The organism is Chitinophaga oryzae (assembly GCF_012516375.2).
Classification (GTDB): domain Bacteria; phylum Bacteroidota; class Bacteroidia; order Chitinophagales; family Chitinophagaceae; genus Chitinophaga; species Chitinophaga oryzae.
Genome location: NZ_CP051204.2, coordinates 7,110,234 through 7,134,453 on the forward strand (window position 1 = coordinate 7,110,234; position 24,220 = coordinate 7,134,453).

At 50.7% G+C, this 24,220-nt stretch carries 15 protein-coding genes; 9 read left to right on the forward strand and 6 right to left on the reverse strand.

Annotation, left to right across the window (positions count from 1 at the left end):
- Positions 1–4: 4 nt before the first annotated feature.
- The 6 genes from HF324_RS28075 to HF324_RS28095 all read right to left on the reverse strand — a co-directional run bounded on the left by HF324_RS28075 (position 5) and on the right by HF324_RS28095 (position 10,425).
- On the reverse strand, positions 5–3,256 hold the full coding sequence (locus HF324_RS28075; RefSeq protein WP_168806496.1) for a SusC/RagA family TonB-linked outer membrane protein: 3,252 nt from the start codon (positions 3,254–3,256) through the stop codon (positions 5–7).
- Positions 3,257–3,779: 523 nt separating this feature from the next.
- A complete protein-coding gene (locus HF324_RS28080; RefSeq protein WP_168806498.1) occupies positions 3,780–4,502 on the reverse strand; it encodes a hypothetical protein in 723 nt (240 codons plus the stop codon).
- Positions 4,503–4,534: 32 nt separating this feature from the next.
- Positions 4,535–6,106 (reverse strand): SusD/RagB family nutrient-binding outer membrane lipoprotein, encoded by a 1,572-nt coding sequence (locus HF324_RS28085; protein ID WP_168806500.1) that lies wholly within the window; start codon positions 6,104–6,106, stop codon positions 4,535–4,537.
- A gap of 12 nt (positions 6,107–6,118) precedes the next feature.
- Positions 6,119–8,959: a SusC/RagA family TonB-linked outer membrane protein gene (locus tag HF324_RS28090; protein WP_220101361.1), complete on the reverse strand. Its 2,841-nt coding sequence runs from the start codon at positions 8,957–8,959 to the stop codon at positions 6,119–6,121.
- 14 nt (positions 8,960–8,973) lie between these two features.
- The gene (locus HF324_RS33465) at positions 8,974–9,228 is read right to left on the reverse strand and encodes a carboxypeptidase-like regulatory domain-containing protein (protein WP_220101247.1); all 255 of its coding nucleotides are present in this window, start codon (positions 9,226–9,228) and stop codon (positions 8,974–8,976) included.
- A gap of 171 nt (positions 9,229–9,399) precedes the next feature.
- Complete coding sequence (locus HF324_RS28095) at positions 9,400–10,425, reverse strand: LacI family DNA-binding transcriptional regulator (RefSeq protein ID WP_168806504.1); 1,026 nt, start codon at positions 10,423–10,425, stop codon at positions 9,400–9,402.
- 263 nt (positions 10,426–10,688) lie between these two features.
- On the opposite strand from HF324_RS28095, the gene HF324_RS28100 reads away from it, so the two are divergent.
- From HF324_RS28100 to HF324_RS28140, 9 genes are all read left to right on the forward strand, one after another.
- The gene (locus tag HF324_RS28100) at positions 10,689–10,946 is read left to right on the forward strand and encodes a cupin domain-containing protein (RefSeq protein ID WP_168861386.1); all 258 of its coding nucleotides are present in this window, start codon (positions 10,689–10,691) and stop codon (positions 10,944–10,946) included.
- A gap of 11 nt (positions 10,947–10,957) precedes the next feature.
- Positions 10,958–11,563: a helix-turn-helix domain-containing protein gene (locus HF324_RS28105; RefSeq protein WP_168861387.1), complete on the forward strand. Its 606-nt coding sequence runs from the start codon at positions 10,958–10,960 to the stop codon at positions 11,561–11,563.
- A 174-nt stretch (positions 11,564–11,737) separates the two neighbouring features.
- The gene (locus HF324_RS28110; RefSeq protein ID WP_168806508.1) at positions 11,738–12,328 is read left to right on the forward strand and encodes an RNA polymerase sigma factor; all 591 of its coding nucleotides are present in this window, start codon (positions 11,738–11,740) and stop codon (positions 12,326–12,328) included.
- A 79-nt stretch (positions 12,329–12,407) separates the two neighbouring features.
- The gene (locus tag HF324_RS28115) at positions 12,408–13,427 is read left to right on the forward strand and encodes a FecR family protein (protein ID WP_168861388.1); all 1,020 of its coding nucleotides are present in this window, start codon (positions 12,408–12,410) and stop codon (positions 13,425–13,427) included.
- Positions 13,428–13,433: 6 nt separating this feature from the next.
- Positions 13,434–15,107 (forward strand): SusC/RagA family TonB-linked outer membrane protein, encoded by a 1,674-nt coding sequence (locus HF324_RS28120; protein ID WP_168861389.1) that lies wholly within the window; start codon positions 13,434–13,436, stop codon positions 15,105–15,107.
- The gene (locus HF324_RS28125; protein WP_258539209.1) at positions 15,065–16,918 is read left to right on the forward strand and encodes a SusC/RagA family TonB-linked outer membrane protein; all 1,854 of its coding nucleotides are present in this window, start codon (positions 15,065–15,067) and stop codon (positions 16,916–16,918) included. Before HF324_RS28120 ends, HF324_RS28125 begins: the two co-directional genes overlap by 43 nt.
- Before the next feature lie 12 nt (positions 16,919–16,930).
- On the forward strand, positions 16,931–18,508 hold the full coding sequence (locus tag HF324_RS28130; protein ID WP_168861390.1) for a SusD/RagB family nutrient-binding outer membrane lipoprotein: 1,578 nt from the start codon (positions 16,931–16,933) through the stop codon (positions 18,506–18,508).
- Positions 18,509–18,996: 488 nt separating this feature from the next.
- Positions 18,997–22,092, forward strand: a complete 3,096-nt coding sequence (locus tag HF324_RS28135) for a SusC/RagA family TonB-linked outer membrane protein (RefSeq protein ID WP_168806517.1) — start codon at positions 18,997–18,999, stop codon at positions 22,090–22,092.
- A 26-nt stretch (positions 22,093–22,118) separates the two neighbouring features.
- Positions 22,119–23,750, forward strand: a complete 1,632-nt coding sequence (locus HF324_RS28140) for a RagB/SusD family nutrient uptake outer membrane protein (protein WP_168806519.1) — start codon at positions 22,119–22,121, stop codon at positions 23,748–23,750.
- The last annotated feature ends 470 nt before the right edge of the window (positions 23,751–24,220 follow it).

The following is a 24,220-nucleotide window of genomic DNA, read 5'->3' on the forward strand; positions in this document are numbered from 1 at the left end:
GTTATTAGAATCCTACCTGTACAGTCAGGCCCATGTTACGTACAAACGGTACAGCGCCATACTCAGAGAAGGCAGATGTTTTGTTGTTACGTACTGCTTCCGGGTTGATGTGGTCCGGCAGATTGTTGAACAGGTAACCCAGGTTACGGCCTACGAGCGATACACGCAGGCTGTTCAGTCTCCAGCGTTGTACCAGGTCTGTAGGCAGGGAGTAGCCGAGAGATACTTCACGCAGCGCTACATAAGAAGCATCGAATACGGAAGCCTCGCGGATACCGATACCCCAGTCGCCAATCATACCATAATATTGGAAGGGTGTCAGCGGGGATACGTAACCTTTTTCATACGCCTGCTGGTAAGTCATACCATCCAGCACGATATTCTGGCCATCTTTGGAGATGGTGGTACCTTTCTGGAACACCGCATCGGGGATCATACCGTCATTGCGGGTAACGCCGGAACCATCGGTAAAGGTGATACCGCCGTGTTCGGAATCACGACCATACATGGTGTTGGCAGTAGTACCACGACCGGTACCATACTGATGGGAAGCAGAGAAGAAGTCACCACCGATACGTGCCTGGATCAATACGCCGAGGCTCCAGTTTTTGTAGGTGAAGTTATTCTGCAGGCCCAGGTTGAAGTCAGGCATGATGTTACCTACTACTGCGTTACCGCGTACAAATTTGTAAGGGAAGTCGCTGCCGCCGAGGGTGATGATCGGTTTGCCGTTGGCGTCGCGGGTATAACCGTAGTCAGTTACCAGGTTACCGTAGCTACCGCCTACAGAAGCAATGGCTTTTACGCCCTGGTCTTCGTTCAGCTGCAGCTGGTCAACACCCGGTGTGAGGCTTACGATTTTGTTTTTATTGCGGCTGCCGTTCAGCGTTACGTCCCAGGTAAAGTTTTTATTCTGGATAGGCGTACCGTTGATAGACAGTTCGATACCTCTGTTGATCATGCTACCCGCGTTGATGTAACGGGAAGTAACACCGGATTCAATCGGCGTCGGCAGATTGATGATCTGGTTGGTGATATTGGTGCGGTACCAGGCGAAGTCAAAGCCCAGACGGTTGTTGAAGAAGCGAACATTGGCACCCAGCTCCCAGCTTTTGGAGATGGAAGGTTTCAGGGCCATATTCGGCAGGATGTCTGAGTTGAAGATGTTTACCAGCGGCAGGTTCTCGCCGGTAGAAGAGCCCTGGAACAGACCGGTGGTATAATAGCCGGTGTTGATCTGATAAGGATCGAGGTCACCACCCACCATCGCATAAGAGGCGCGCAGTTTACCGTAGCTGATCCAGGAAGGCATTTCTTCTTTCAGTGTCTGGGTGAATTCCCACGCAGCACTTACGGAAGGATAGAAATAAGAGTTGGTGGTAGTTCCTTTGCTGCCTTTAGGATAAGTCAGGGCAGAAGACCAGTCGTTACGGCCGGTCACGTCCAGGAACAATTCGTTATTATACGCGAGGCTAGCCGCGAAAAATACGGAGTTGATACGTTTGCGGAGCAGCGGATCATTCTTTACAATTGGTGCGCCCACGCTATTGGAGATGTCATACAGGAAGGGGATACGGAGACCACCCTGGGAGTAGTTGTTGTATTGTTTACCGATACCGCTGTTCCATGTTTCAGCACCCAGGTTCAGGTTACCATCGAATTTCTTACCGAGTTTCGGTGTGATGATCGCCATACCGGTGAAGGTGTACTGGGACTTGTTCACGCCTGCTACAGAGTAGAAACCATCCGAACCTTTAAAGAAGGCGGCAGTACCAACTTCTTTACGTTCATCGGTAGACTGTTCGCTGCTGAAGTTGGCTTTACCAACGAATTTCAGCCAGCTTGTAGCTTCTGCGGTGAGGGAGAAGTTACCGGTGATCAGGGACTCTTTACGGGTCCAGCTGTTGTAAGCCTGCTGATAGAAATAGTCAGCGCCCGGGTTGGTGCTCAGGTTGGCACGGCCACCGTTGGGCCCGAGGTAGTTTTCCGGTTTGCTCCAGATAGAAGGATCGTAGTTACGCGGAAACACATATACCCATTTACGGCCGATGTTGTAGTTGGTATAGTCACCACCCTGACGGTCGGGGTTCAGTGTTTTGGAAGTGGCATAGGTTACGCCCGCGTCTGCGCTCAGCACTCTGGAGATCTGGGAAGAACCACGGAAAGCGAAAGTGTTTCTGCCGAAGCTGTTGTTCGGAGAAACGGAGTTATTGTCCAGGTGGGAGTAAGACAAGCGGAAAGTTCCTTTGTCGTTACCGCCTTCCATGGCCACGTTGGTGTTAAAGTATTTACCGGTTTGGTAAAGATCTTTGGCGTTGTTGGGTTTAGGCGTAAAGGGTACGCTTGTGCCGTTGGGCAGCTGCACCATTCTGCCGTCCATTTTAGGACCGAAGCTGTAACCGCCGGCAGTGTTGTCGTAGGTACCGTCGATACCCTGGCCGTAACCATTTTGCAGGTCGATAGCGCCACGGTATACTTTTTCGATCTGGGCGGTCTGGCTAACGGTAACGCCTATTCCTTTTCTTGCATTACCTTTTTTGGTGGTAATGAGGATGGCGCCGTTAATAGCGCGGGAACCATAAAGAGCGGTAGCAGCAGCGCCTTTCAGCACAGTTACTGACTCGTAATCGTCCGGGTTGAGATTTTTCAGTACGTTACCGAAGTTTACGTCGGCAGCACTTTCATCGTTTTCGAAGATCACACCATCCACGATGAAGATCGGCTGATCTTTACCGTTCAGTGATTTGGCGCCGCGCAGCACGATACGGGGAGCTGCGGCAGGGCCACCGGCAGCAGCGGAGATATCAAGGCCGGCCACTTTACCCTGCAGGGCAGACACCGGGTTGATGGAGTTGGTTTTGGCCACGTCCGCACCTTTCAATTCTGTTACCGCATAGCCGAGTTTACGTTGTTCACGTTTCATACCCATGGCGGTAACCACTACTTCGTTCAGATTTTTGTTGTCTTCTTTCAAGACGATGGTCAGGGTGGTTTGCCCGTTTACCGGCACCTCCTGATTCATAAAACCGATGTAAGAGAGGACCAGTGTAGCATCGGAAGCCACCTGTACTTTAAAGGTACCATCAGCACCCGACATGGCGCCGTTGGCGGTTCCTTTTTCCTTTACCGTTACACCCGGCAAAGGCGTTCCTTTTTCATCTTTTACGGTTCCCGTAACAGCTTTTTTATCCTGCGCCCATGCAGCAAAGCAGCAGCATAAGAAAAGCAACGTGGTGAGAAGAAATGATCTTCGCATAGCTTCCTTTTGGTTTTAATTATAACAAAGTGATCAGTCACATGGCAATTACATAAGTGCATGGTAAACTTTTTACCAGCAACTGTCTGCAGAACGCAGCACAATAGGCAGGCAAAACATAGTTTCCGTTTTCCGCATTTAAGATGGACTTACTCCATTGGCAATTCATTGTTCACTGTTCCCCGTATTGCTACAGTAGTAAAACGTTTTAGCAATTCGTTCCAAAAAAAAACCTGTTCGCCCGTGCATCCTTCATTTTCATTTCACAACAAGTTTTCTCAACAGAAATATTGGTTTCAAACTTAGGGATAATTATGAGAAGTGCAAAAAAGATTTAACAATTTTTTGATGTTTGGTTAACAAGTCGTTAAATCCAATAAAATAATATAGCTAAGAAAGAAAATACTATCAGTCCTGACAACCGCCGGGCTGAAAACTTCTGTGGGCTTGGAAAATGTTTGATACCCATATTAGCCCCGGAAACTTATGCCAGGGCTAATATATTGGGAAAGGTATCCTCCGGTTATTTATTCACCGCCTCAATCGCCAGCCTGGCGGCTGTTTCATCGAAAGCTCCCTTATATTCGGAGAGGAACTTCCTGGCCGCCGCCTGCGCTGCCGGGTCCTGCTGCAACGCCTCCAGGAATTGCTTTTTACGCAGCACCACCTTCATCGGCGCCTGGTCTTTCACCAGGTAATACGTGTACGATTTCTTGTACTCATCGTAGTTTTTGCCGCTCTGCACCATCCCTTTGTCTACAAAATCGGCCGGATGGAATACCACTTTGGCATCTTTCACCAACCGGTACCTGCCCGCAGCCAGCTGCTCCACAAACTTCTGCATCCCGTCGATCTGCAGGGCCACAAAGGCATGCTGCTCCTCCCCTTTACTGAAATGGAGCGCCTGCACATTATTCACTTCCGGTGCATAGGCCCTTCCATCGCCGCCTTTCACGATCACCATATTTTTTTCCAGGTCCAGATTGGCGTCGTATACCACCGAACGGGCCACCGGCTTATTGTCCATCGAATCGATCCGCAAACGGCCCCAATCGGCATACAGATAAGGAGTGCCAACGGTATTGTCCTTTGGATGAAAACTTAGCGCAGTGCCGAACCTGACGCCTAAATTATTGTCTACCGCATTCCGGAAGCTGACAGTCCGGGAAAGCCCCAGGGAATCCTGCGCCGGAAGCGACAGGCAGGCTAATACAAAAATGGCTGAAAACAGGATGTGTTTTGTCATGGCGTTTTTTATTACTGTTTTTGAATAGACGGTCAGGGTTTGTCCCACCACACCGGCGTCATAAAAATATCCGGGCCCTGTGCGGTATTAGCTGCCTCCACGTTCGTGCGGTTTACATCATAATCGTTCCTCGGATAACGCAACCGGCGCGGTATCCGGCCGTTGGTTTCATTATTCTTGTAGTTCACCGGCTTCAGTACCGGGTAACCGCTGCGGCGCCAGTTGGCATAAGCTTCGTATTCATTCAGGAAAGTGGTGATATAATACTGGGTATTGATCGCCTCCAGCTTCGCGGCCAGCGTTCCCGCCAGCGGCGCCGCCTGCGCGGTGGCATACGCGGTGGCTGCTGCATCGTCATACGATATGGAGGAGGAATACAGCGTCCATTGCCAGATGCCGGACTTTACACCGGTGGTAAAATAAGCCACGGGGTCGCCGGCGATCCAGCCACGGGCCGCAGCTTCGGCCAGCATCAGCTGTACTTCGGAATAGGTGATGAAGATGTTCGGGGAATTGGGTTGCGCGATGACCTGCCGCGGCTGTGAATAATGCGCCAGGTTGGCATCGCCGGTGGAGCCGATGCCGTACACCGGGTCTGAAGTGTTGTCAAACCCGTTGGGCAGCCCTTTCTGCACCGCCGGGTCATTGGAACCGCCGGGGGTGGAATCGGCTTTAGGCAATTCGGAAATGATCCGCAACCGCGGATCTGCTTTGGTTTTCAGCAAGTCCACAAAGAACTTCGACAGTTTAATGCCCTGGTTGTCTTTCCCGGTTTCGGCCCTGCTGCCGGGGTACACTCCGATCACGTGACTGTTGGGATTATCATAATCACCGGCGGCATGCTGAATATAAAACGCATCGGCGTTGGCCGTAAACACGCCACCAGCCAGCGCTTTCTGTACCCATCCCCTGCCCGCCGAAGGGTCTGTTTTTTTGGAGAGCCGCAGCCCCACCCGCAACAGCAGCGAATAGGCCAGCTTCTTCCACTGGCCCGGCACGCCGCCGTAGCCGGAAATATCGGCATTGCCCGGGGTGGGCTTACCGGCGTCGAGCATGCCCGCAGCCTCCTGCAGTTCCGCCGCAAAACCGGCATAGATAGCATCCTGCGCGTCGTAGGCGGGCGTAAAGTTCTGATCGATAAATCCCCTGCCGGCAGCCACGTAAGGCACATTGCCGTACAGGTCCGTCAGCCGCTGTAACATGATCACCCGGGCGATCTTGGCCATGGCTGTGAAATTTGCCTGTGACGGATCTGTCTTTGTCTGTTCTATCAGCGTGGTAAGAATTTTCACGCCGTTGGGATAAAACGAGTTGAACGCCGACCCGCTGTAACCATCGTTATACAGGTATTTGTCTCCCACGTAAGTGAGGCTGGTGGAGGAAAGATGCTGTACCATAGGACCGCAGTAGATAAGGTTGGCCCGCCATGCTTCGAACTCGCCGCCGGAGACATACAGCAGCCCTCTCGTGAGCAGGATGCCCGGCGCCACCACCGGGGCGGCCGTCGGGTCGGTATTGATTTTCTCAAAGTTTTTGGTGCAGGAAACCAGCGACAGCCATAGCAGCAATACTGCTGTTCCATATGTATATATTGATTTAACCATGATCAAAGCGATTTAGAATTTTACATTCAGGTTCAAACCAAAACTTCTGGACTGCGGATAGCCCAACAGTTCAGCCCCCTGGCCAGCGCCGTTGCTGTAGGTGGATTCGGGGTCCACATTGGGCACATCTTTATAGATGATCCAGAGGTTTCTCGCCACAAAGGAAAGTGATGCCCCGGTGAACGGTGTTTTGTTCAGGGTGGCTGAAGGCAGGCTGTAAGTCAGTATCACCTGGCGCAGCTTTACAAAAGCGCCGCTGTAGATAAACGGCTCCGCAATGTTGAATGCGATGTTCTGGTAATAATCCTGTGCATCCACCACTTTGTCTGTATACTTGGTGGGATCGTTGGGGTCCTGTGCTTTGATAGTCACCCCACCGGAGCGGCCGTCGAGCGTCGCTTTCTGCAAACCGAAATAGTACCCGTAGTCGTTGGTGCCGGAGTACAGCTTGTTGCCCCAGCGGGAATCTATCAGCACGCCCAGCGAGAAAGCTTTATAGGTAAAAGTATTGGTCACGCCCAGCGTATACGGCGCCACGCCTGTTCCGAAGATCGTCAGCGGCCCCTGCAAAGGCTTACCGGCGGCGTTAAAGAGAATGTTGCCCTGGTCATCGCGCTGGAAGCTGTATCCCTGGATAACGCCAAAAGGCTGGTGCGGCACCTGCTGGATGGTAACGTTAAAAGTACGCACGTCAGATACTTTCAGTGCGTTCAGCTTACCGTCGAGCTGAATTACTTCGCTCTTGTTGTACGCGAAGTTGGGTGTAATATCCCAGGTGAAATTTTTGCTACGTACAGGCGTACCTGTTATCATCAGCTCTATTCCCTTGTTGCTTACTTTACCAACGTTGATGAAGGCGGTGTTGTACCCTGAAGCGTTGGAGATAGTGGTTTGCACGATATCATCCTTTGTTTTGCGGGTATACCAGGAGAAGTCAACAGACAGCCGGTTGTCGAAGAAGCGGGCTTCAAAGCCGGCTTCATAGCTGGTATTGACGTAGGGTTTAAGATTAGCGTTGGGTACTGCATAGCTGCCATCCTGCGCTTTCTTTACGTCTGCAACCGGGAGGCTGGTAGTGCCCAGTACCAGCGGGTTCTGCACCTGGTAGGCCAGCCGGAGGCGGTAAGGGTCTGTATCGCCGCCCACCTGTGCCCAGGAGGTACGCAGCTTGGCGTAGTTGATCCATTTGGGCATGGTCACTGCGTCGGAGAGCACAAAGCTGAGACCGGCGGACGGGTAGAAGATGCTGTTGCTGTTGACCGGCAGCGTAGAGAACCAGTCGTTGCGGCCGGTGAGCGTCAGGTAGAGGTAACTTTTAAAAGACAGTTCAGCGGAGGCATACAGCGAATTGATCCTCTTTTCGAAAATATCGTTGGTAACGGTTTTCGTCTGCAGGTTGCTCTGATCGTAGAAATACGGGATATTGAAGGTATTGCCGGTCAGGTACAGTTTATCATTTTTGTTCCGCATCACGTTGGCGCCTACAAAACCGGAGATACGCCATGTTTCGGAGAACCCTTTTTCCACGCCCACCATCACATCGGCATTCAGTTCGTAGAAGTTCTGGCGTGTCTGGTCATTGATCTGGCCGCCGGGGATATAGGCGGTACCGTTAGGGGTGACCGCTTTGTTGTCGCGGAAGAACATGTCTGCGCCGATGCGGCCTTTGACATAGAGCCAGTCGAGGATATCGTAACGCAGTTCCGCGGAGTTGATGAAGCGGTCTTTTTTATCGGCCTGTTCAAAGTCGTAGACCGAGAACCAGGGGTTGGTGATGTACTCATTGGCGTTCCACCGGAATTCGTTGCCATCGGCATTCAGTTTACTGTCTTTCAGCGTTTGTACGGCGAGGGAGGTGGGCAACAGGTAGAGGGCGAAGTTGGCGTTACCGGGGGAGTCGGATACGCGGGGCCTGTTGGTGGTGCGTTCGCGGATATATTTGGCGTATACGTTGAGATGCAGTTTTTTTCCGAGCCATGCTGATACGTTGAGCGACAGGTTGTCGCGGCGGATACCGGAATTGGGCAACGTGGCTTCGTTTTTCATATCGGTGGCCCCGAAGCGCCAGGTCACCTTTTCGTTGCCTCCGCTGGCGGCGATGGAGTTGGTGAAGGTGTAACCGCTGCGGTAGAATTTTTTGAAATTGTTTTTCACGGCGTTATAGGGCCTGCTGATCCCGTCGTACTGGATCACGGAGGAGCCGTCCAGCGGGGCGCCCCAGCTGAAAAGTCCGGCTGCCCGGGCTTCTGCGGCTGTTTGTGGTTTGAGGCCGTTGAGGCCCATACCGTAGTCATATTGCCAGTCGAGGTTTTCCACAACCGGGCGATCGATGACGATGTTGCTGCTGAACTCCACGCCTACGCCTTTACGGCTGGCGCCGCCTTTGGTGGTGATCAGTATTACCCCGTTGGAAGCGCGGGAGCCGTACAGAGCGGCGGCGGTGCCGCCTTTCAGCACGGAGATGGTAGCGATATCGTCGGGGTTGATGCTGGAGATACCGTCGCCGGCGTCTGTACCGCCATATTCACCGGCAGAGCCGAGGTTGTCATTATTGATAGGAATCCCATCTACCACGATAAGGGGTTGGTTGTTCCTGTTTTTATCGATGGAGGTATTGCCGCGGAGGATAATACGGCTGGAGCCTGCGGGCCCGGTGGCGGTGGAGGTGACGTTGAGGCCGGCCACTTTACCGGAGAGGGTATTGGCGATATTGGTGCTGCGTGCCTGTGTGAGCTCCTCTCCTTTTACTTCAGACACCGAGTAGCCCAGCGCTTTCTTTTCTTTCCTGATACCGAGTGCGGTCACCACCACTTCTCCCAGGCTTTTTTCGTCTGTTTTTAGGGTGATGGTCAGCTGGGATTCGTTGCCTACGGGTACTTCCCGGGGAGGAAGCCAAGATAACGAAACACCAGCGTACTGCCCGGGGCCACAGACAGGGAGAAGTTTCCTTCCGCGTTGGTAGTGGTTCCTTTTGAGGTGCCTTTCACGAGGATGTTCACACCTGAGAGGGGTTGACCGGTATCGTCTGTTACCTTACCGGTAATGGCCTGTTGCGCCCAAACCACGGGAGTGGCCAGCAACAATAACGCGAACAACAGCACATGAGTAGCGTTTCTGATCATGTTTAATGCGATAAAAGTGAAGAAATAAACCGGGGATGGTTTTGGTTGAAAGTGTTCCGGCAGAGGGGGTGAGGTGCCACAAAACCGGAACTGTATCAGATAACAACAGGACACGGCTTTTTGTTCCCGCAAGTATCACAGGAACAGGAAGATATGATGAGGATGGGTGGGTTATTTTTTACCGGGATCGGAAGAAGCCCTGACGATCAAGGCAGGTTCCAGTACAATCTGGCGGGGAGTAGCGGATGGGTGATTGAGTTCCTGCATCAGCACTTCCACGATGTTTTTGCCTATTTCTGTAATCGGTTGCGCCACGCAGGTGATAGACGGGCTGTGGAGGCGGAAGAGGTCGTGGTCGTCGAAGCTGGCCACGCCGATCTGCGGTCCTATTTCCCAGCCGAGGGAGCGGATGCTTTCGATGCCGTAGATACCGAGGTAGTTGGTAGCGAAGAATACCGCATCGAGGCCTTTGATGGAGGTGAGGAATTTTTTGATTTCCGTGTTGAAAGCTTCGCGTTCCAGTTCAAACGGTATTTTTTTAACGAGGCTTTTATTAAAAGGGAGATGATGATCTTTGAGAGCCGCTGTAAATCCATCGAGACGGTCTTTCATCTGTATCTGGTCGGAGGTGATGGTGACGATCGCGATTTTTTTATAGCCCTGGTTGGCCAGGTGGCTGGTGACGTTGTAGGCGCCCTGGTAGTTGTCGACCACCACGTAGTGGGAGCTCACATGCGGGAAATAGCGGTCCATGAGCACTACCGGTTTGGAAGTGGCCTTGAGTTGTTCTATGTCCTTGTCCAGGTTTTTGGTAGGCGTTACGATATAGGCGTCTACCTGGCGGTACTTGAGTACTTCCAGGAGTCCTTTCGCTTTTTCGGTATTGTCTTCCGTACTGCCGTACAGCACTTTATAGCCGTGCTTGTCCGCTTCGTCTTCCATTACTTTCGCAAGGCTGGCGAAGAAGTTATTGGCAATATCTTCCACAATGAGGCCGATGGTTTTGGTTTTTCCTGTGCGAAGGCCGCGTGCCAGCTGATTTGGTTTGTACTTGAGCCGGGAAGCTATTTTCTGGATTTTTTTGCTTACCTGCTCGCTGATCCGCTTCTCTTTCGCTTTGCCGTTTAGCACAAACGAGACAGTCGTAGGAGAAACCCCTGCCTGTTTTGCGATATCTTTAATAGAGATTCCTTTCATAGACAACAAATGCTATATCGATTTAGCCCAGCGTAATTTACAAAATGAAAGCTGAAATTTACATTCTTGCGCCAATTATTCCAAAAAACTTGCTAAATCTTATAAACAGGGATAAGCGGCAGGTATATGACATTTAAGGGTCATTTTCGCAATAATGATATTTTTTTAACCAATTTTTAATAATTTGGCAACATTCATAGGACAATGGCAATACTAAACAAGGGAATTGCCAGGATAACACTCGTTTAAAAATTAATACTTGAATGAAACCCATTCTTATTAAAGTTGGGGCTTTTGCCGATAATCAGATCACCATCATAGAACGATGTGATCCGTATTTTAACACGCCTTTCCACTTCCACCCGGAGTGCGAACTGGTGTTTGTTACGGAGAGCCACGGGAAGAGGATTGTTGGGGACAGCATCGAGAGCTTTGAGGAGGGCGATATGGTGTTTCTGGGGCCGCACATCCCCACGTTTGGTATAATGAGGAAGAGTACTATAAGGGCGATGAGAACCTGAAGGCCCGTTCTGTGGTGATTTATTTTCCTAAAGATATTTTTGGTGAGAAGTTTTACGGTCTCCCGGAAACCAAAGCGCTGAGCGAGCTGTTTCATCGCGCGCAGCGCGGGATGAAAATTATAGGGCCCACGTATGACAAACTGAAACCGGAAATACTGTCCCTTCCCAAAAAAGAGGGGCTGGACAGGATTATTTCGCTGCTCAGCATCCTGAAAACGCTGTCAGAAACGCGCGACTGCTACTATCTGGCCAGCACAGGGTATTCCCACGCCTACAACGTAAAAGACAACCATAAAATAGACGAGGTATTTAAATATGTGATGAACAACTTCTCCAAGGAGATATCCCTGCAGGATGTGGCCAGCATCACGAACCTCTCGCCGCAGTCTTTCTGCCGTTTCTTTAAGAACCGCACCAAAAAATCTTTTGTACAGTTCCTGAACGAAGTACGGATAGGTCATGCCTGCAAGCGTTTGACCGAAGAGGACTGGTCTATTGCAGAAATCGCTTACTCCTGCGGATTCAAGAACCTGTCCAATTTTAACCGGTTTTTTAAAGAGATTGTGGGAAAAACACCCAAGGAATACAAGAACGAGCTGCGGCTGAAGGAAGCATAAAATATTTAGGGATTTTTTGATTTACGGATTTTGGGATCCATCGAATGATAGCTGCTAGATAAAATTGTTCGATAAATCCCAAAATCCGCAAATCAAAAAATCCCTAAATGGAAATTTCTTCTTACTTTCAACGGTAGTAATTCAACCAAAACATCTAATTGCTACTGTAATTCAATGTTGAGCAGTTATTCAGATAACCAGTTAGTGTCGCTGCTCAAAAGCGACGACAGTGCTGCCTTCAATGCCATCTATGACCGCTACAGTAAAATGTTGTATCTCTTTATATACAGCAAGCTGGATGCGGGGGAGATCAGTAAGGACGTGCTGCAGGACCTGTTTATTTCCCTGTGGGAGAAACGTCATTCCCTTGTACTGAAAGAATCGCTTAAATCCTACCTCTACCAGGCGGCCCGGCACAAGATCATCGATATTTACCGGAAAAACGCCACCTACCGGAAATACCTGCAGCAATTGATTGAACACTTTGACGCACAGCCGCATTCTGTGGAAGACACGGTGGATTACAAAGCCAGATCGCAGGAGCTGTTTGAAGCAATCAACCATTTGCCGGAAAAAATGAAGGAAATTTTCATGCTGAGCAGGTTTGAAAATCTCTCTATAGAACAGATTTCCAACCATCTGGGACTTTCCCAGCAAACGGTGAAGAACCAGATCACCAAAGCCCTCAAGATATTACGGGCCAGCTATGCGCAAACCGACGTTATATTGCTTGTCATTTCGGTTATTTTCACTGCCAACCGTTAATTTTTGCAAAATATTCCTGTATTGCCATGGTACTAATTCCACGTTACCACGACTTACTATCATCCAAAAACGCTATCAGGTGGACACAGAACAGATAAAAATATTGCTGGAGCGATATCAACAGGGGGACTGCTCACCGGAGGAAGCGAAAATCATAGAACAGTGGTTTGAACAGATCAACAGTCACCAGTCAACCATCGCAGACGAGCAGGCGCTCGATCTGGAGCTGGAAGAGGTGAAACTGCGTATCCGGGAACAGATCACGCCGGCGCCCCGGGTGCGCCGCCTGCGGCCCTGGCTGCTATCAGCTGCCGCTGCTGCTGCCATTATCGTGGCGGCAGGCCTGTTCTGGTTTAACAGCAACCGACATACGGCCACTCCCGCCAACGCACCGCTGGCCCATCACCCGGCCACCGGCAGTAACCGCGTGGTGAAAGACGGCTTCGTGGAAATTACGACGCTCAAAGGACACCAGGAAAATATCACACTGGAAGACGGCAGTACCGTGGCCCTCAATGCCAACAGTAAGCTGCGTTATCCTGAGAAATTCAGCGCCACCGAAAGAAGCGTGTACCTCGACGAAGGGGAAGCTTTCTTTAATGCAGCGCCCGACGCCAACCGACATTTTGTGGTACGCACCACCGAACTGGCCACCACCGCATTAGGCACCACCTTTAACATCCGCGCCTATAGTACTGAAAATAAAGTCACGGTAGCCCTGCTCACCGGCAAAGTGAAAATAGACCCGCTGCAGAACAGCCAGTCCGCCCGCTCTTTTGTGCTGCTCCCGAGCGAACAAATCAGCTACGATCGCCAGCTGCTGAGCATCGTCAAAACATCTTTTGCCAAACCGGAAGAAATTACCGGCTGGAAGCAAGGTTATCTTGTATTCAAAGACGCACCTTATATTGAGCTCATGACCGGTATCGAGAACCGTTACGGTGTGACCATCATCAATGAAAGCAGCAAAACAGCATGGAATTATACCGGCAATTTCAGAAATGAAAGCTTATCCGAAGTAATGGACATTATCTGTATCGCTAAATCCTTATCATATACCATTAAAAAAGACACCGTTTATCTTGTAAATAAAAAATAGACTCATATGAGGGTAAAGCCTTACCCCATAACATGGTTTATATCCATGGGGTTAATGCTGACACTGCTGCTGGCCGGTAGCTTGAACACCCTGAGTAGCGCGTTTGCCGAGGAAATACAGCAGCCGCCATCGACAATTGTTGTCAGTATCCAGGCTAAAAACAAAAACCTGGAAGACGTGATGACCGAAATATCGGTAAAAACCGGGCTGAACTTCCACTACGACAAAACTGATCTTAACCTGAAGAAAAAGGTTACGCTCAACTGCACCAAAACACCTATAGATGAAGTTCTGGCGTTGTTATCAGCACAAACCGGATTGAAGTTTACCCGCATCAGCAACAAAATCATTGTAGGAGCCGACATTGAAACAGGCGGCACGTCAACCGTCGACCTGTTAAAGCACGTTTCACTGGAAAGAGAAATCACCGGTACCGTACGCGATAATAAAGGCACGCCGCTTCAGGGAGTAACCGTTCAAATCAGGAACAGCAGCAAAGGAACACAAACAGACGCCGACGCCGGGTTCAGCATTAGTGCCAACCCCGGCGACGTATTGTTATTCAGTTACGTGGGATATCTGACACGCGAAGTCACCGTAGGCACCAACAGCCAAATCAATATTACACTTCACGAAAACATCAAGGCACTCGGGGAACTGGTTGTCACTGCCCTCGGCATACAGAAAAAATCGAGGGAACTGCCCTACTCCACCCAGCAGCTGGATGGCGACGACCTCTCCCTCGTCAAAGACGCCAATTTCATGAACTGCATCTCCGGTAAAGCTGCCGGGGTATCCATTACCCGCAACGCCTCCGGTATCGGCGGCACCGTCAGGGTAGTATTGCGCGGCAATAAATCCACCCGCGAAAACCAGCCCCTGTACATCGTTGACGGCGTACCATATGCCAATTATACCCCGTCGCAACCACAGGACGTATGGGGACAGGCCAACAACACTATCGGCGGCGGCGGCCGCGACGGTGGCGACGGCATCTCCAACATCAACTCCGACGATATAGAAAGTGTCAGTATCCTCAAAGGCGCTTCCGCCGCCGCATTATACGGCAGCCAGGCGGCCAACGGCGTTATCCTTATCACCACCAAAAAAGGGAAACCTGGCAGAAGCCACATAGCCGTAGCATCCGACTTCACCATCGAAAAGCCTTCTATGTTACCCAGCCTTCAATACCGCTACGGACAAACAGAAGCGCCCTACGATTCTGTCAACAAACCCAAACCCGGCTCCCTGGGCAGTTGGGGCGCCCCGGTAAAAGCCCCTGATCATGTAAAAGACTTCTATAACACCGGCGCTACCTGGATCAATACCATTTCCTTCAGCGGCGGTACAGAAACGGCACAAACCTATTTCTCCTACTCCAATACTACCAATAAAGGCATCCTGCCCACCGGCAAATTCAACCGGCATACGATCAATTTCCGGGAGACGCTCCGCCTGCTCAATAATAAGCTGGTGATGGACGCCAACGCTTCTTTCCTGGCACAGTCGTCTGTCAACCGCCTCTCGTCCGGGCTGTACTACAGCCCTATCTCCGGCCTGTATGTCTTCCCCGCGGCCTCGATTTCAACGCCTATAAAAACCAGTTCGAATATTACGACACCGCCCGGAGCCTCTACATGCAGAACTGGTGGAACATCCGGCACGATAAAGAATGGATAGGCCAGGACGATCAGCAGAATCCCATGTGGGCGTTGCAACGCAACCGCCGGCTGGACAACCGCTACCGGGGCATGGCCTCCCTGGCGCTTAATTATCAGCTCAACAACTGGCTTTCCTTCAAGGGACGCGCCAGCTTCGACAAATCGCTGGACCAGTACGAACTGGAAGCCTACGCCGGCACCCAGCGCGTACTGTCAGATTCCAACGGCCGCTATATTCTCGAAAAAGAATTCAACACCCAGCTATATGCCGATCTGATGGTCAATGCCAGCGGAAAAGTGAACCAGTGGCTGCATCTTGCCGGTAATGTGGGCGCCAGCATCACCGACATCAAAGCGCACGAACGCGCTTTCAATGGCGCCAATCCCAATGCAGAACCCGGCCTTATTTATCCCAATAAATTCTCCCTGTCCAACATCGCCGAAAAATCGCTGGACGCGCAGCACAGCGTGGAACAAAAACAATTACAGGCCATTTTCGGCAATGCCCAGCTGGGCATCAAAAACTTCCTGTTCCTCGACCTTACCGGACGCAATGACTGGTCCAGCACCTTCGCCTTTACACCTACCCTCGCGAAAGGCTACTTTTATTACTCACTGGGACTGTCGGCCATATGGACCGATATGTTTAAGCTGCCGAAAGTCTTTAACCTCCTGCGCACACGCATCTCCTACGCCAAAGTAGGCAACGACATCGCCAGCTACGCCTCCAATCCGGCGCCGTTTACCATGCAGACCACCGCCGGCGTAAGCAGGGTACTGCTCAACCTCCGCACCCCCTACCCCGGCATACACCTGGAACCGGAAGACAACCGCTCTTTCGAGGCCGGACTGGAAGTACACCTGTTCAACAACAGGCTCAATGCGGACATCACCGTCTACAAAAACAATAACTACAAACAATACATGGAAGTGCCCGCGCCTCCCGGTTCCGGATTCATGACCTATTACCTCAATATGGGCAATATCCAGAACAAGGGGCTGGAAGCATCCATAAGCGCGACACCCGTACAGGCCAAGGGGTTCACCTGGACCAGCACCATCAACTTCTCCACCAACCGCAACATTGTATTGCAGCTGAGCAATAAGAAAATCGCCGGCGCCGATACCAGCAATATGTTTACGCTTACCGACTTTGGCGTTAATATGTTTGGCTCCTTTATCCAGGAAGGCGGTTCCTGGGGCGATATCTATTCCAACAAAGAACTGAAGCGAAATGACAAAGGCCAGGTGATTGTGGACGAAAACGGGAAGCTTTCTACCACAGGCACTTTCAAGAAAGTGGGCAACCCCAATCCTGACTTCATGCTCGGATGGAACAACAGCTTCTACTACCGCAATTTCACTTTGAGCTTCCTGGTAGACGGCCGTTTCGGTGGTAAAGTCATGAGCGTTACACAGGCAGTGCTGGATTATTACGGCGTGAGCGAAGTGACCGCCAAAGCCCGCGACAACGGCGGTGTGGCGCTCAATGCCGTGCTGGCGGACGGCACCCCTTACACCGGGAAAGTAGACGCCGCCAACTACTACACCATTATCGGCGGCCGCTCCGGCATCGGAGAAATGTATATGTACAATGCCACCAACATCCGGCTGCGGGAGCTAAGCCTCAGCTACCTGGTCCCGCTAAAATGGAAATGGCTGCGCAGTATGCGGGCAGGCATTATCGGCAGGAACCTCTTTTTCTTTAAGCTCGACGCTCCTTTTGACCCGGAAGTCTCCATGGGTTCCGGCAACGGTCTTCAGGGCGTGGATGTATTCGGATTACCGCCCTTACGGAGTATGGGCATCAACTTAAAATTCGGATTCTAAAATCTAACTATCATGCGTAAACGGATCCATAGCATGCTGCTGGCGATAGCCTCCCTCGCGTTGGGCAGTGGCTGTACCGGAAAATTCACCGATATCAACAAAAATCCATATGATTTTTCCGAGAGTGACCTGAAAGGTGATTTTCAGCTGATGGGCGCTCCTATCACACAGGCGCAGCTGTACCTGTTGCGCTATAATGATCCGCCCACAGCGCAGCTGCAGCAGAATCTCAACGCTGATATTTTTTCGGGGTATATGATGTCGCCTACGCCTTTTGAAGGCAATATCAACAATATGAACTACGGCCTGCTCTACTACTGGAACGTTCATCCGTGGAACGAGGCGTATCGCTGGGTGATGAAGCCCTGTGTGTTTACACAGCAAAAGGCCGGGGACAAGTATCCTGATTTCTACGCCTGGGCCACCATCATGAAAGTAGAGGCCATGCACCGTATCAGTGATATCTTCGGGCCTATTATTTACAAACATTTCGGGGAGATCAACAACGACAATGTTTTTGAGTACGATTCCCAGCAGCAGGCCTACTATACTTTTTTCCATGACCTGGACACCGCCATCAACCTGCTGACCGATTATGTGAACCGTGGCAACCCGCAGCGTTTTCAGGCGTTTGACCTGGTATATAAAGGCGACTATATCAAATGGATAAAGTTTGCCAACACCCTGCGGTTGCGGCTGGCAATCCGCATCAACGGCGCAGATGCAGCCAAAGCCAGAAAAGAAGGGGAAGCGGCGCTGAAACATCCGCTGGGGTTGTTGCAGGAGGCGAAAGAGAATTTCGCAGTGGACATTTCGCCGGTCACCCATCCGCTCAACATCATGTGTTACACCTGGGCCGACCTGCGCATGAGCGCTCCCATGGAATCGATACTCACGGGATACAACGATCCCCGCCTGCCGCATTATTTTGTGCATACCGACGAAGGGCAGGACATCTATCATGGTATCCGCAACGGTATCCGTATTTCTTTGAAAGAGCAGTATACCGGTTATTCCAAGCTGGCACGCCTGGAAAACAGGATCCAGTTCATGGCGGCGGCAGAAGCCTGGTTTCTCAAGGCAGAAGCGGCGCTGAACGGCTGGGAGGGCGCCGGCAGCGCGGTCTATAATTACGAAAAAGGCGTCAGCACTTCTTTTGACCAATACAGCATCACTAACGTTGACGACTATCTGAAAAATGACAGCAGCCGGCCGAAGCCTTATGTAGACCCCAACAATAAGGAAAACAATGTACCAGCGGGCAGCAAACATCTCAGCAGGATTACCATTAAGTGGGAGGAGCAGGCCACACAGGAAGAAAAGCTGGAGCGAATCATTACCCAGAAGTGGATCGCCATGTTCCCCGAGGGACAGGAAGCCTGGACGGAATTCCGCAGAACGGGTTATCCGAAACTATTTCCGGTGGTAATCAATAACAGCAACAATACGATCAGCACGGAGAAATTCATCCGCCGCCTGCCGTTCCCCCAGATAGAAGAAGTCACCAACCCGCAGGCGCTGGGCCGCGCCAGGAAGATGCTGAGCGCGGGCGATAATGGCGGCACGCGGTTATGGTGGGACACCAAATAATTACGAATTACGAATTGAGGGCTTGTTTATGGAAAGGTTATTAAGTGACCTTGCTGTAAGCAGGCCCTCAATTCGTAATTCGTAATTTTTTTTCATTTACAGTAGTACCATTTCAATTAACGTACGACATCCTTCCTGTAGCGCTTATAATGCGTCATCCAAATGAAAACATCAGCGAGGTAATATCATTCAAAATAAAAATTTCATGTAAGAAGAACAGGCACGAAAAATTATAACGGAATCAGCACGAAAAAGTGTGTTGCGGTTCCGAAGGGGATACCTGTGCTAACAAACCACGTCAATTCAATAAAAAAAGGTGGTAAAGGATGGCTTTCGCCATGCTAATGGGGAGTGTATTTTTTCCAGGCAGCACGTGACAGCGTATTGTATCAGCAGGCACGCGATACATAGGTCAGATCTTATCCACAACATTTAAATACCAATTATTAACCAAAAAAAAGGCAAGTATGAAAAAAAACCTACGCCTTATGAAAGTGTGTGCTGTAACCGGAATGGCGCTCACTTCCATATTAGCAGACAATGCATATGCGAAGGCTGCCGGCTATACTTATACGCCCACAGCTTCATTCCGTAGCATTTTACAGGAAAAGGAAATCAGTGGTACGGTGCGTGATACCAAAGGTGCGCCATTGCCCGGTGTTTCCGTTCAGGTAAAAGGAACTACCAAAGGCGCACAAACCAATGCCAACGGCCAATACCACCTTAATGCCAAGGCCGGCGACGTATTGGTATTTTCCTCCATCGGCTTCGGTTCACATGAAGTAACCGTAGGCAGCAGCGCTACTGTTGATGTACGACTGGACGAAAACGTAAAAGGACTGAATGAACTGGTGGTGACCGCGCTCGGTGTGAAAAAAGCCGCCAAGTCCCTGACCTACTCTACACAACGGCTGGGCAATGAAGAACTGACTACCGCCAAAGATGCGAACGTTATGAACTCCATCTCCGGTAAAGCTGCCGGTATCACCGTGAGCAGAAGCGGTTCCGGCGTAGGTGGTTCCGTTAAAGTAACCCTGCGTGGCAACAAATCCGCTCAAAGCACCAACCAGCCGCTGTACGTGATCGATGGTATCCCCATGACCAACTACACTACCCAGCAGCCTAACAGCACCTGGGGTGGCGATGGTACCTCTACCTTCACCCCTGGCCGTGATGGTGGCGACGGTATCTCCAACATGAACCCTGATGATATCGAAAGCGTATCCGTACTGAAAGGCGCTTCTGCAGCCGCACTGTACGGCAGCCAGGCCGCTAACGGTGTTATTCTCATCACCACTAAAAAAGGTAAAGCAGGCAACGCCAAAGTAGAATTCTCCAGCGGTTTTACACTCGATAAAGTTGCCTATAAACCCGAGCTGCAGAACTCCTACGGCGCTACTAAAGACGGTGCTACACAAAGCTGGGGCCCGGAAATCAACAACGCACAGGATAATGTGTCTGATTTCTTCCGCAGCGGCAACACCTGGATCAACGCCATCAACTTCACTGCAGGCACAGAAAAAGCGCAGTCTTATTTCTCCTATGCCAATACCAATGCCAAAGCGGTGATGCCTGGCAATGACCTCAACCGCCACAACTTCTCTTTCCGGGAAACGGCCAAGTTCCTCAACGATAAGCTGACCCTGGATGGTAACGTGAACATCATCACACAGAAAACAGATAATGGTCCTGTAACCGGTTTATACTTCAACCCGCTCACCGGTCTTTATTTATTCCCAAGAGGCCGCGACCTGTCACCATATAAAACTTATAACAAGTTCGATCCTGTCCGCCAGATCAACTTGCAGAACTGGCCTTTCAATGAAGACGTACAACAGAACCCTTACTGGATCGTTAACAGAAACAACAGCCAGGCCGTACGTAACAGAACGCTCTTCAATGTCAGCGCCAAATACGATTTCAATGACTGGTTGTACCTGCAGGCCCGCGGTAACATGGACCGTACCAACGATACTTACGACGGTCAGTTCTATGCAGGCACCAACCCGGTACTGGCAGGCGCTAACGGTCGTTACATCATGAGCGATCTCACCACCACCCAGTTCTACGGTGATCTGATCCTGAACCTGAACCGCAACCTCGGTACTAATTTCAAACTGAACGCACTGGTAGGTACCAGCGTTAACGATACCCGTACCAAAGGCATGACTGCCGACAGCTACCTCGGTGATCTCTATGTAGCCAATAAATTTACGCTGCAGAACATGACTGCCGGCAGCCTGATCCAGACTGCCCCGGAAAACCACAGCCAGCTGCAGGCCGTATTCGGCAACGTAAACCTCTCTTTTAAAGACCTGGTGTTCCTGGACCTCAGCGGACGTAATGACTGGTCTTCCAACCTGGCGTTTACGCCAAATGGCTCCTACTTTTATCCCTCTGCCGGCCTTTCCTTCATGCTCCATCAATTGTTTAACATGCCGGAGCCGGTTAGCTATGCTAAACTCCGCGGCTCTTACGCTGTAGTAGGCAACTCCGTTCCCCTGTATGTAACCAACCCGCTCAACAGGCTGGGCCAGGTGGGTGGAACTTTCCTGTTCAACAACCAGGCGCCTTTCACCGACCTGAAACCGGAAAGGACCAAGTCACTGGAGATCGGTACAGAATGGCGTTTGCTGAACAACAGGCTGAACTTCGACTTTACCTACTATAAAACCAATACCACCAACCAGTATTTCCAGATCGCCGTACCGCCGGGAACAGGTTACAGCTTCCGTTTCATCAACGCCGGCAATATCCAGAACAGCGGTTTCGAAGTAGTATTGGGTTACAACGTTTTCCAGTCTAAAGACTTCACCTGGAATACTACCGTGAACTATTCCCAGAACAAAAACAAGGTAGTGGAGCTGGCGGATAACATTGACCAGTTTATCCTGACGCCTGCCGGTTCCAACACTTTCGCTTCTATCATTGAGAAAGGCGGTTCTTATGGCGACATCTTTGGTAAAGCGCTGAAGAGAGACGAAAGCGGCCGTGTGATCATCGGTGCTGACGGTACGCCGCTGGTAACTTCCGACCTCGTATTCGTCGGCAATCCTAACCCCAAATGGCAGGCTGGCTGGAGCAACCGCTTCTCCTACAAAAACTTCAGCCTGAGCTTCCTGGTTGACGGTAAATTTGGCGGCAAGGTAATGTCTATGACCGAAGCCGTGATGGACAAATACGGTGTATCCGCCCGTACCGGTGAAGCCCGTAAAGCAGGCGGTGTAATCGTTAACGGCGTGTCTGAAACTACCAAACAACCTGTTACCAAAGTAGATGCTGAAAAATGGTTTGGTACTATCGGTGGCCGTGACGGTGTGAGCGGTGAATATATGTACGATGCCAGCGTGGTAAGATTAAGGGAACTGTCGCTCGGTTATGGTATTCCTTCCAGGGTGCTGGGCAATGGTTTTGTAAAGAGCCTCCGTTTCTCCCTGGTGGGCAGAAATCTCTGGTATATCTCCAAAAAAGCGCCGTATGATCCGGAAATCGCTATGGCTACCAATAACGGTCTTTCCGGTGTGGATATGTTCGGCTTACCGGCCACCCGCAGCTTTGGCTTTAACCTGAATGTTGGTTTCTAATCATGTTCACCTTTAATTCAACACAGATGAAAAAATTAAGATTCAAACTATATAAGCCGTTAGCCATCATCGCGCTGGCGGCTGGTATCCTGGGCCTTAACGCCTGTACCAAAAACTTCGAGGATTATAACACGGACAATACCGGTTTGACCGAAGAAGACCTGAAGGCCGACTTCAACTATATCGGTGGTTTCTTCCCGCAGATACAGTCCTCTATCTACTTCAACTTCAATAATACCACAGCCGACTATCAGCTGCAACAAAACCTGATGGGCGACGTGTATTCCGGTTATATGATGCCGCCGAACAACTTCCGCGGTAACGTTAACAACATGACCTACTCCCTGGTAGACGGCTGGAACGCTGCACCTTTTAACCTGGCGTACAACAACGTGATGGCGCCTATTTATGAAGTGAGGAGAAGAGGCGCGCCGGTGTCTGCACCTGAGTTCTGGGCAATAGCGCTGATCCTGAAAGTAGAAGCGATGCACCGGGTAACCGATATCTACGGTCCTATTCCATACAGCAGCTACGGCAGCGGTGGCACCACTTCTTCCTATGACAAGCAGGAGGACGTATATAACCGCTTCTTTAAAGAGCTGGATACAGCCGTAACCACGCTGAACACTTATGTGACCCAGCATCCGGGCGTATCCCTCTTCGCCAAATTCGATATGTTGTACGGTGGTGATTACAAACAGTGGATCAAGTTTGCCAACTCGCTGCGTTTGCGCCTTGCTATCCGTATCTCCGGCGTAGCTGCTGCCAAAGCGCAGGCTGAAGCCGAAAAGGCCCTGAACCCGGCTAATGGCGGTGTTATGGAGATCACCAAAGATAATGCGAACGTATCTGGTTTCGGGCTGAAACACCCGTTGTTCACCATTGTGACGGCCTGGACCGACAACGCCATGAACGCTTCCATGGAGTCTTTCCTGGTAGGGTATAATGATCCGCGTCTGCCGAAATATTTCGATCATGCCACTGCTTATCCCGGAAAATATAAAGGTATTCGTATCGGCAGCCTGGTGGAAGCCAAACCGGCTTATAACGGTTATTCTGTTCCGGCTACCGCGGAAACCAAGACCTTTAAAGCGACTACTCCGCTTCAGCTGATGACTGCGGCAGAAGTATGGTTCCTTCGCGCAGAAGCAGCCCTCAACGGCTGGGCCAACACCGGCGGCACTCCCGGTGAACTGTACGAAAAAGGCATACGTGCTTCCTTTAGCCAGTGGGATGCAGATCCTGTTGCGGTTAACAATTATGTGGCAAACAATACTGCCAAACCGATTGATTACGTAGACCCGCGTAACGCAGTCAATAACCATCCTGCCATGACCAGCATCACCATCAAATGGGATGATGCCGCCAGCAAGGCAGTGAAAATGGAGCGTATTATTACCCAGAAATGGATTGCTATCTACCCTGAAGGGCAGGAAGCCTGGAGCGAATACCGCAGAACCGGCTATCCTAAACTTTTCCCGGTAGTTACCAACTACAGCAATGGTACTATCAATACCGATATACAGATCAGAAGGATCCCATTCCCCTCTACAGAGTACACTTCCAACAAAGCGGAAGTGGAAAAAGCCATCAAGCTGCTGGGCCCCGGCGCCGTAGACAACGGCGGTGTGAGGCTTTGGTGGGATATACCGCACTGAGCCTGACAAATACTTATTTTGAATCGCGTGCATAAAAAAAAAATGCCGGTCCTATCGAGGACCGGCTTTTTTTTGGCGTTTTTGTCGGGGCATCCCATGGAATCCCGGGGCCCACGCCCTGGCTACGATGCCGGGGGAGCTATGCAGGGAGCGCCTCTTCACCAGAGGCCGGGTACTTAACATTTAACGGTATGCCTGCTGTTCTTTGCCTTGCAATGTGTACACATCACACATTAAAAAAATTTCATTCCTGATGGTACTATTCTGATATCCGCACGACTTCCTGGCGAATAACGAAAATAGTTCTGATAATAACACGTAATGAAACATGGGTACCTATAACTGAGCTGTTGCGATTCATTGCTATCCGGTGTACAGAGCGTACTACGTCATCAACAACAAACAGACCTATGCCAAAGTCATTGTCGCCCGAATCTATCCGGGTCTGTACAAAGCAACTGATTTCGCTT

Coding starts and splice junctions, on each gene's coding strand:
- HF324_RS28075 (WP_168806496.1), bottom strand. CDS start 3,256: ATGCGAAGATCATTTCTTCTCACCACGTTGCTTTTCTTATGCTGCTGC.
- HF324_RS28080 (WP_168806498.1), bottom strand. CDS start 4,502: ATGACAAAACACATCCTGTTTTCAGCCATTTTTGTATTAGCCTGCCTG.
- HF324_RS28085 (WP_168806500.1), bottom strand. CDS start 6,106: ATGGTTAAATCAATATATACATATGGAACAGCAGTATTGCTGCTATGG.
- HF324_RS33465 (WP_220101247.1), bottom strand. CDS start 9,228: ATGATCAGAAACGCTACTCATGTGCTGTTGTTCGCGTTATTGTTGCTG.
- HF324_RS28095 (WP_168806504.1), bottom strand. CDS start 10,425: ATGAAAGGAATCTCTATTAAAGATATCGCAAAACAGGCAGGGGTTTCT.
- HF324_RS28100 (WP_168861386.1), top strand. CDS start 10,689: ATGAAACCCATTCTTATTAAAGTTGGGGCTTTTGCCGATAATCAGATC.
- HF324_RS28110 (WP_168806508.1), top strand. CDS start 11,738: ATGTTGAGCAGTTATTCAGATAACCAGTTAGTGTCGCTGCTCAAAAGC.
- HF324_RS28120 (WP_168861389.1), top strand. CDS start 13,434: ATGAGGGTAAAGCCTTACCCCATAACATGGTTTATATCCATGGGGTTA.
- HF324_RS28125 (WP_258539209.1), top strand. CDS start 15,065: ATGCAGAACTGGTGGAACATCCGGCACGATAAAGAATGGATAGGCCAG.
- HF324_RS28130 (WP_168861390.1), top strand. CDS start 16,931: ATGCGTAAACGGATCCATAGCATGCTGCTGGCGATAGCCTCCCTCGCG.
- HF324_RS28135 (WP_168806517.1), top strand. CDS start 18,997: ATGAAAGTGTGTGCTGTAACCGGAATGGCGCTCACTTCCATATTAGCA.
- HF324_RS28140 (WP_168806519.1), top strand. CDS start 22,119: ATGAAAAAATTAAGATTCAAACTATATAAGCCGTTAGCCATCATCGCG.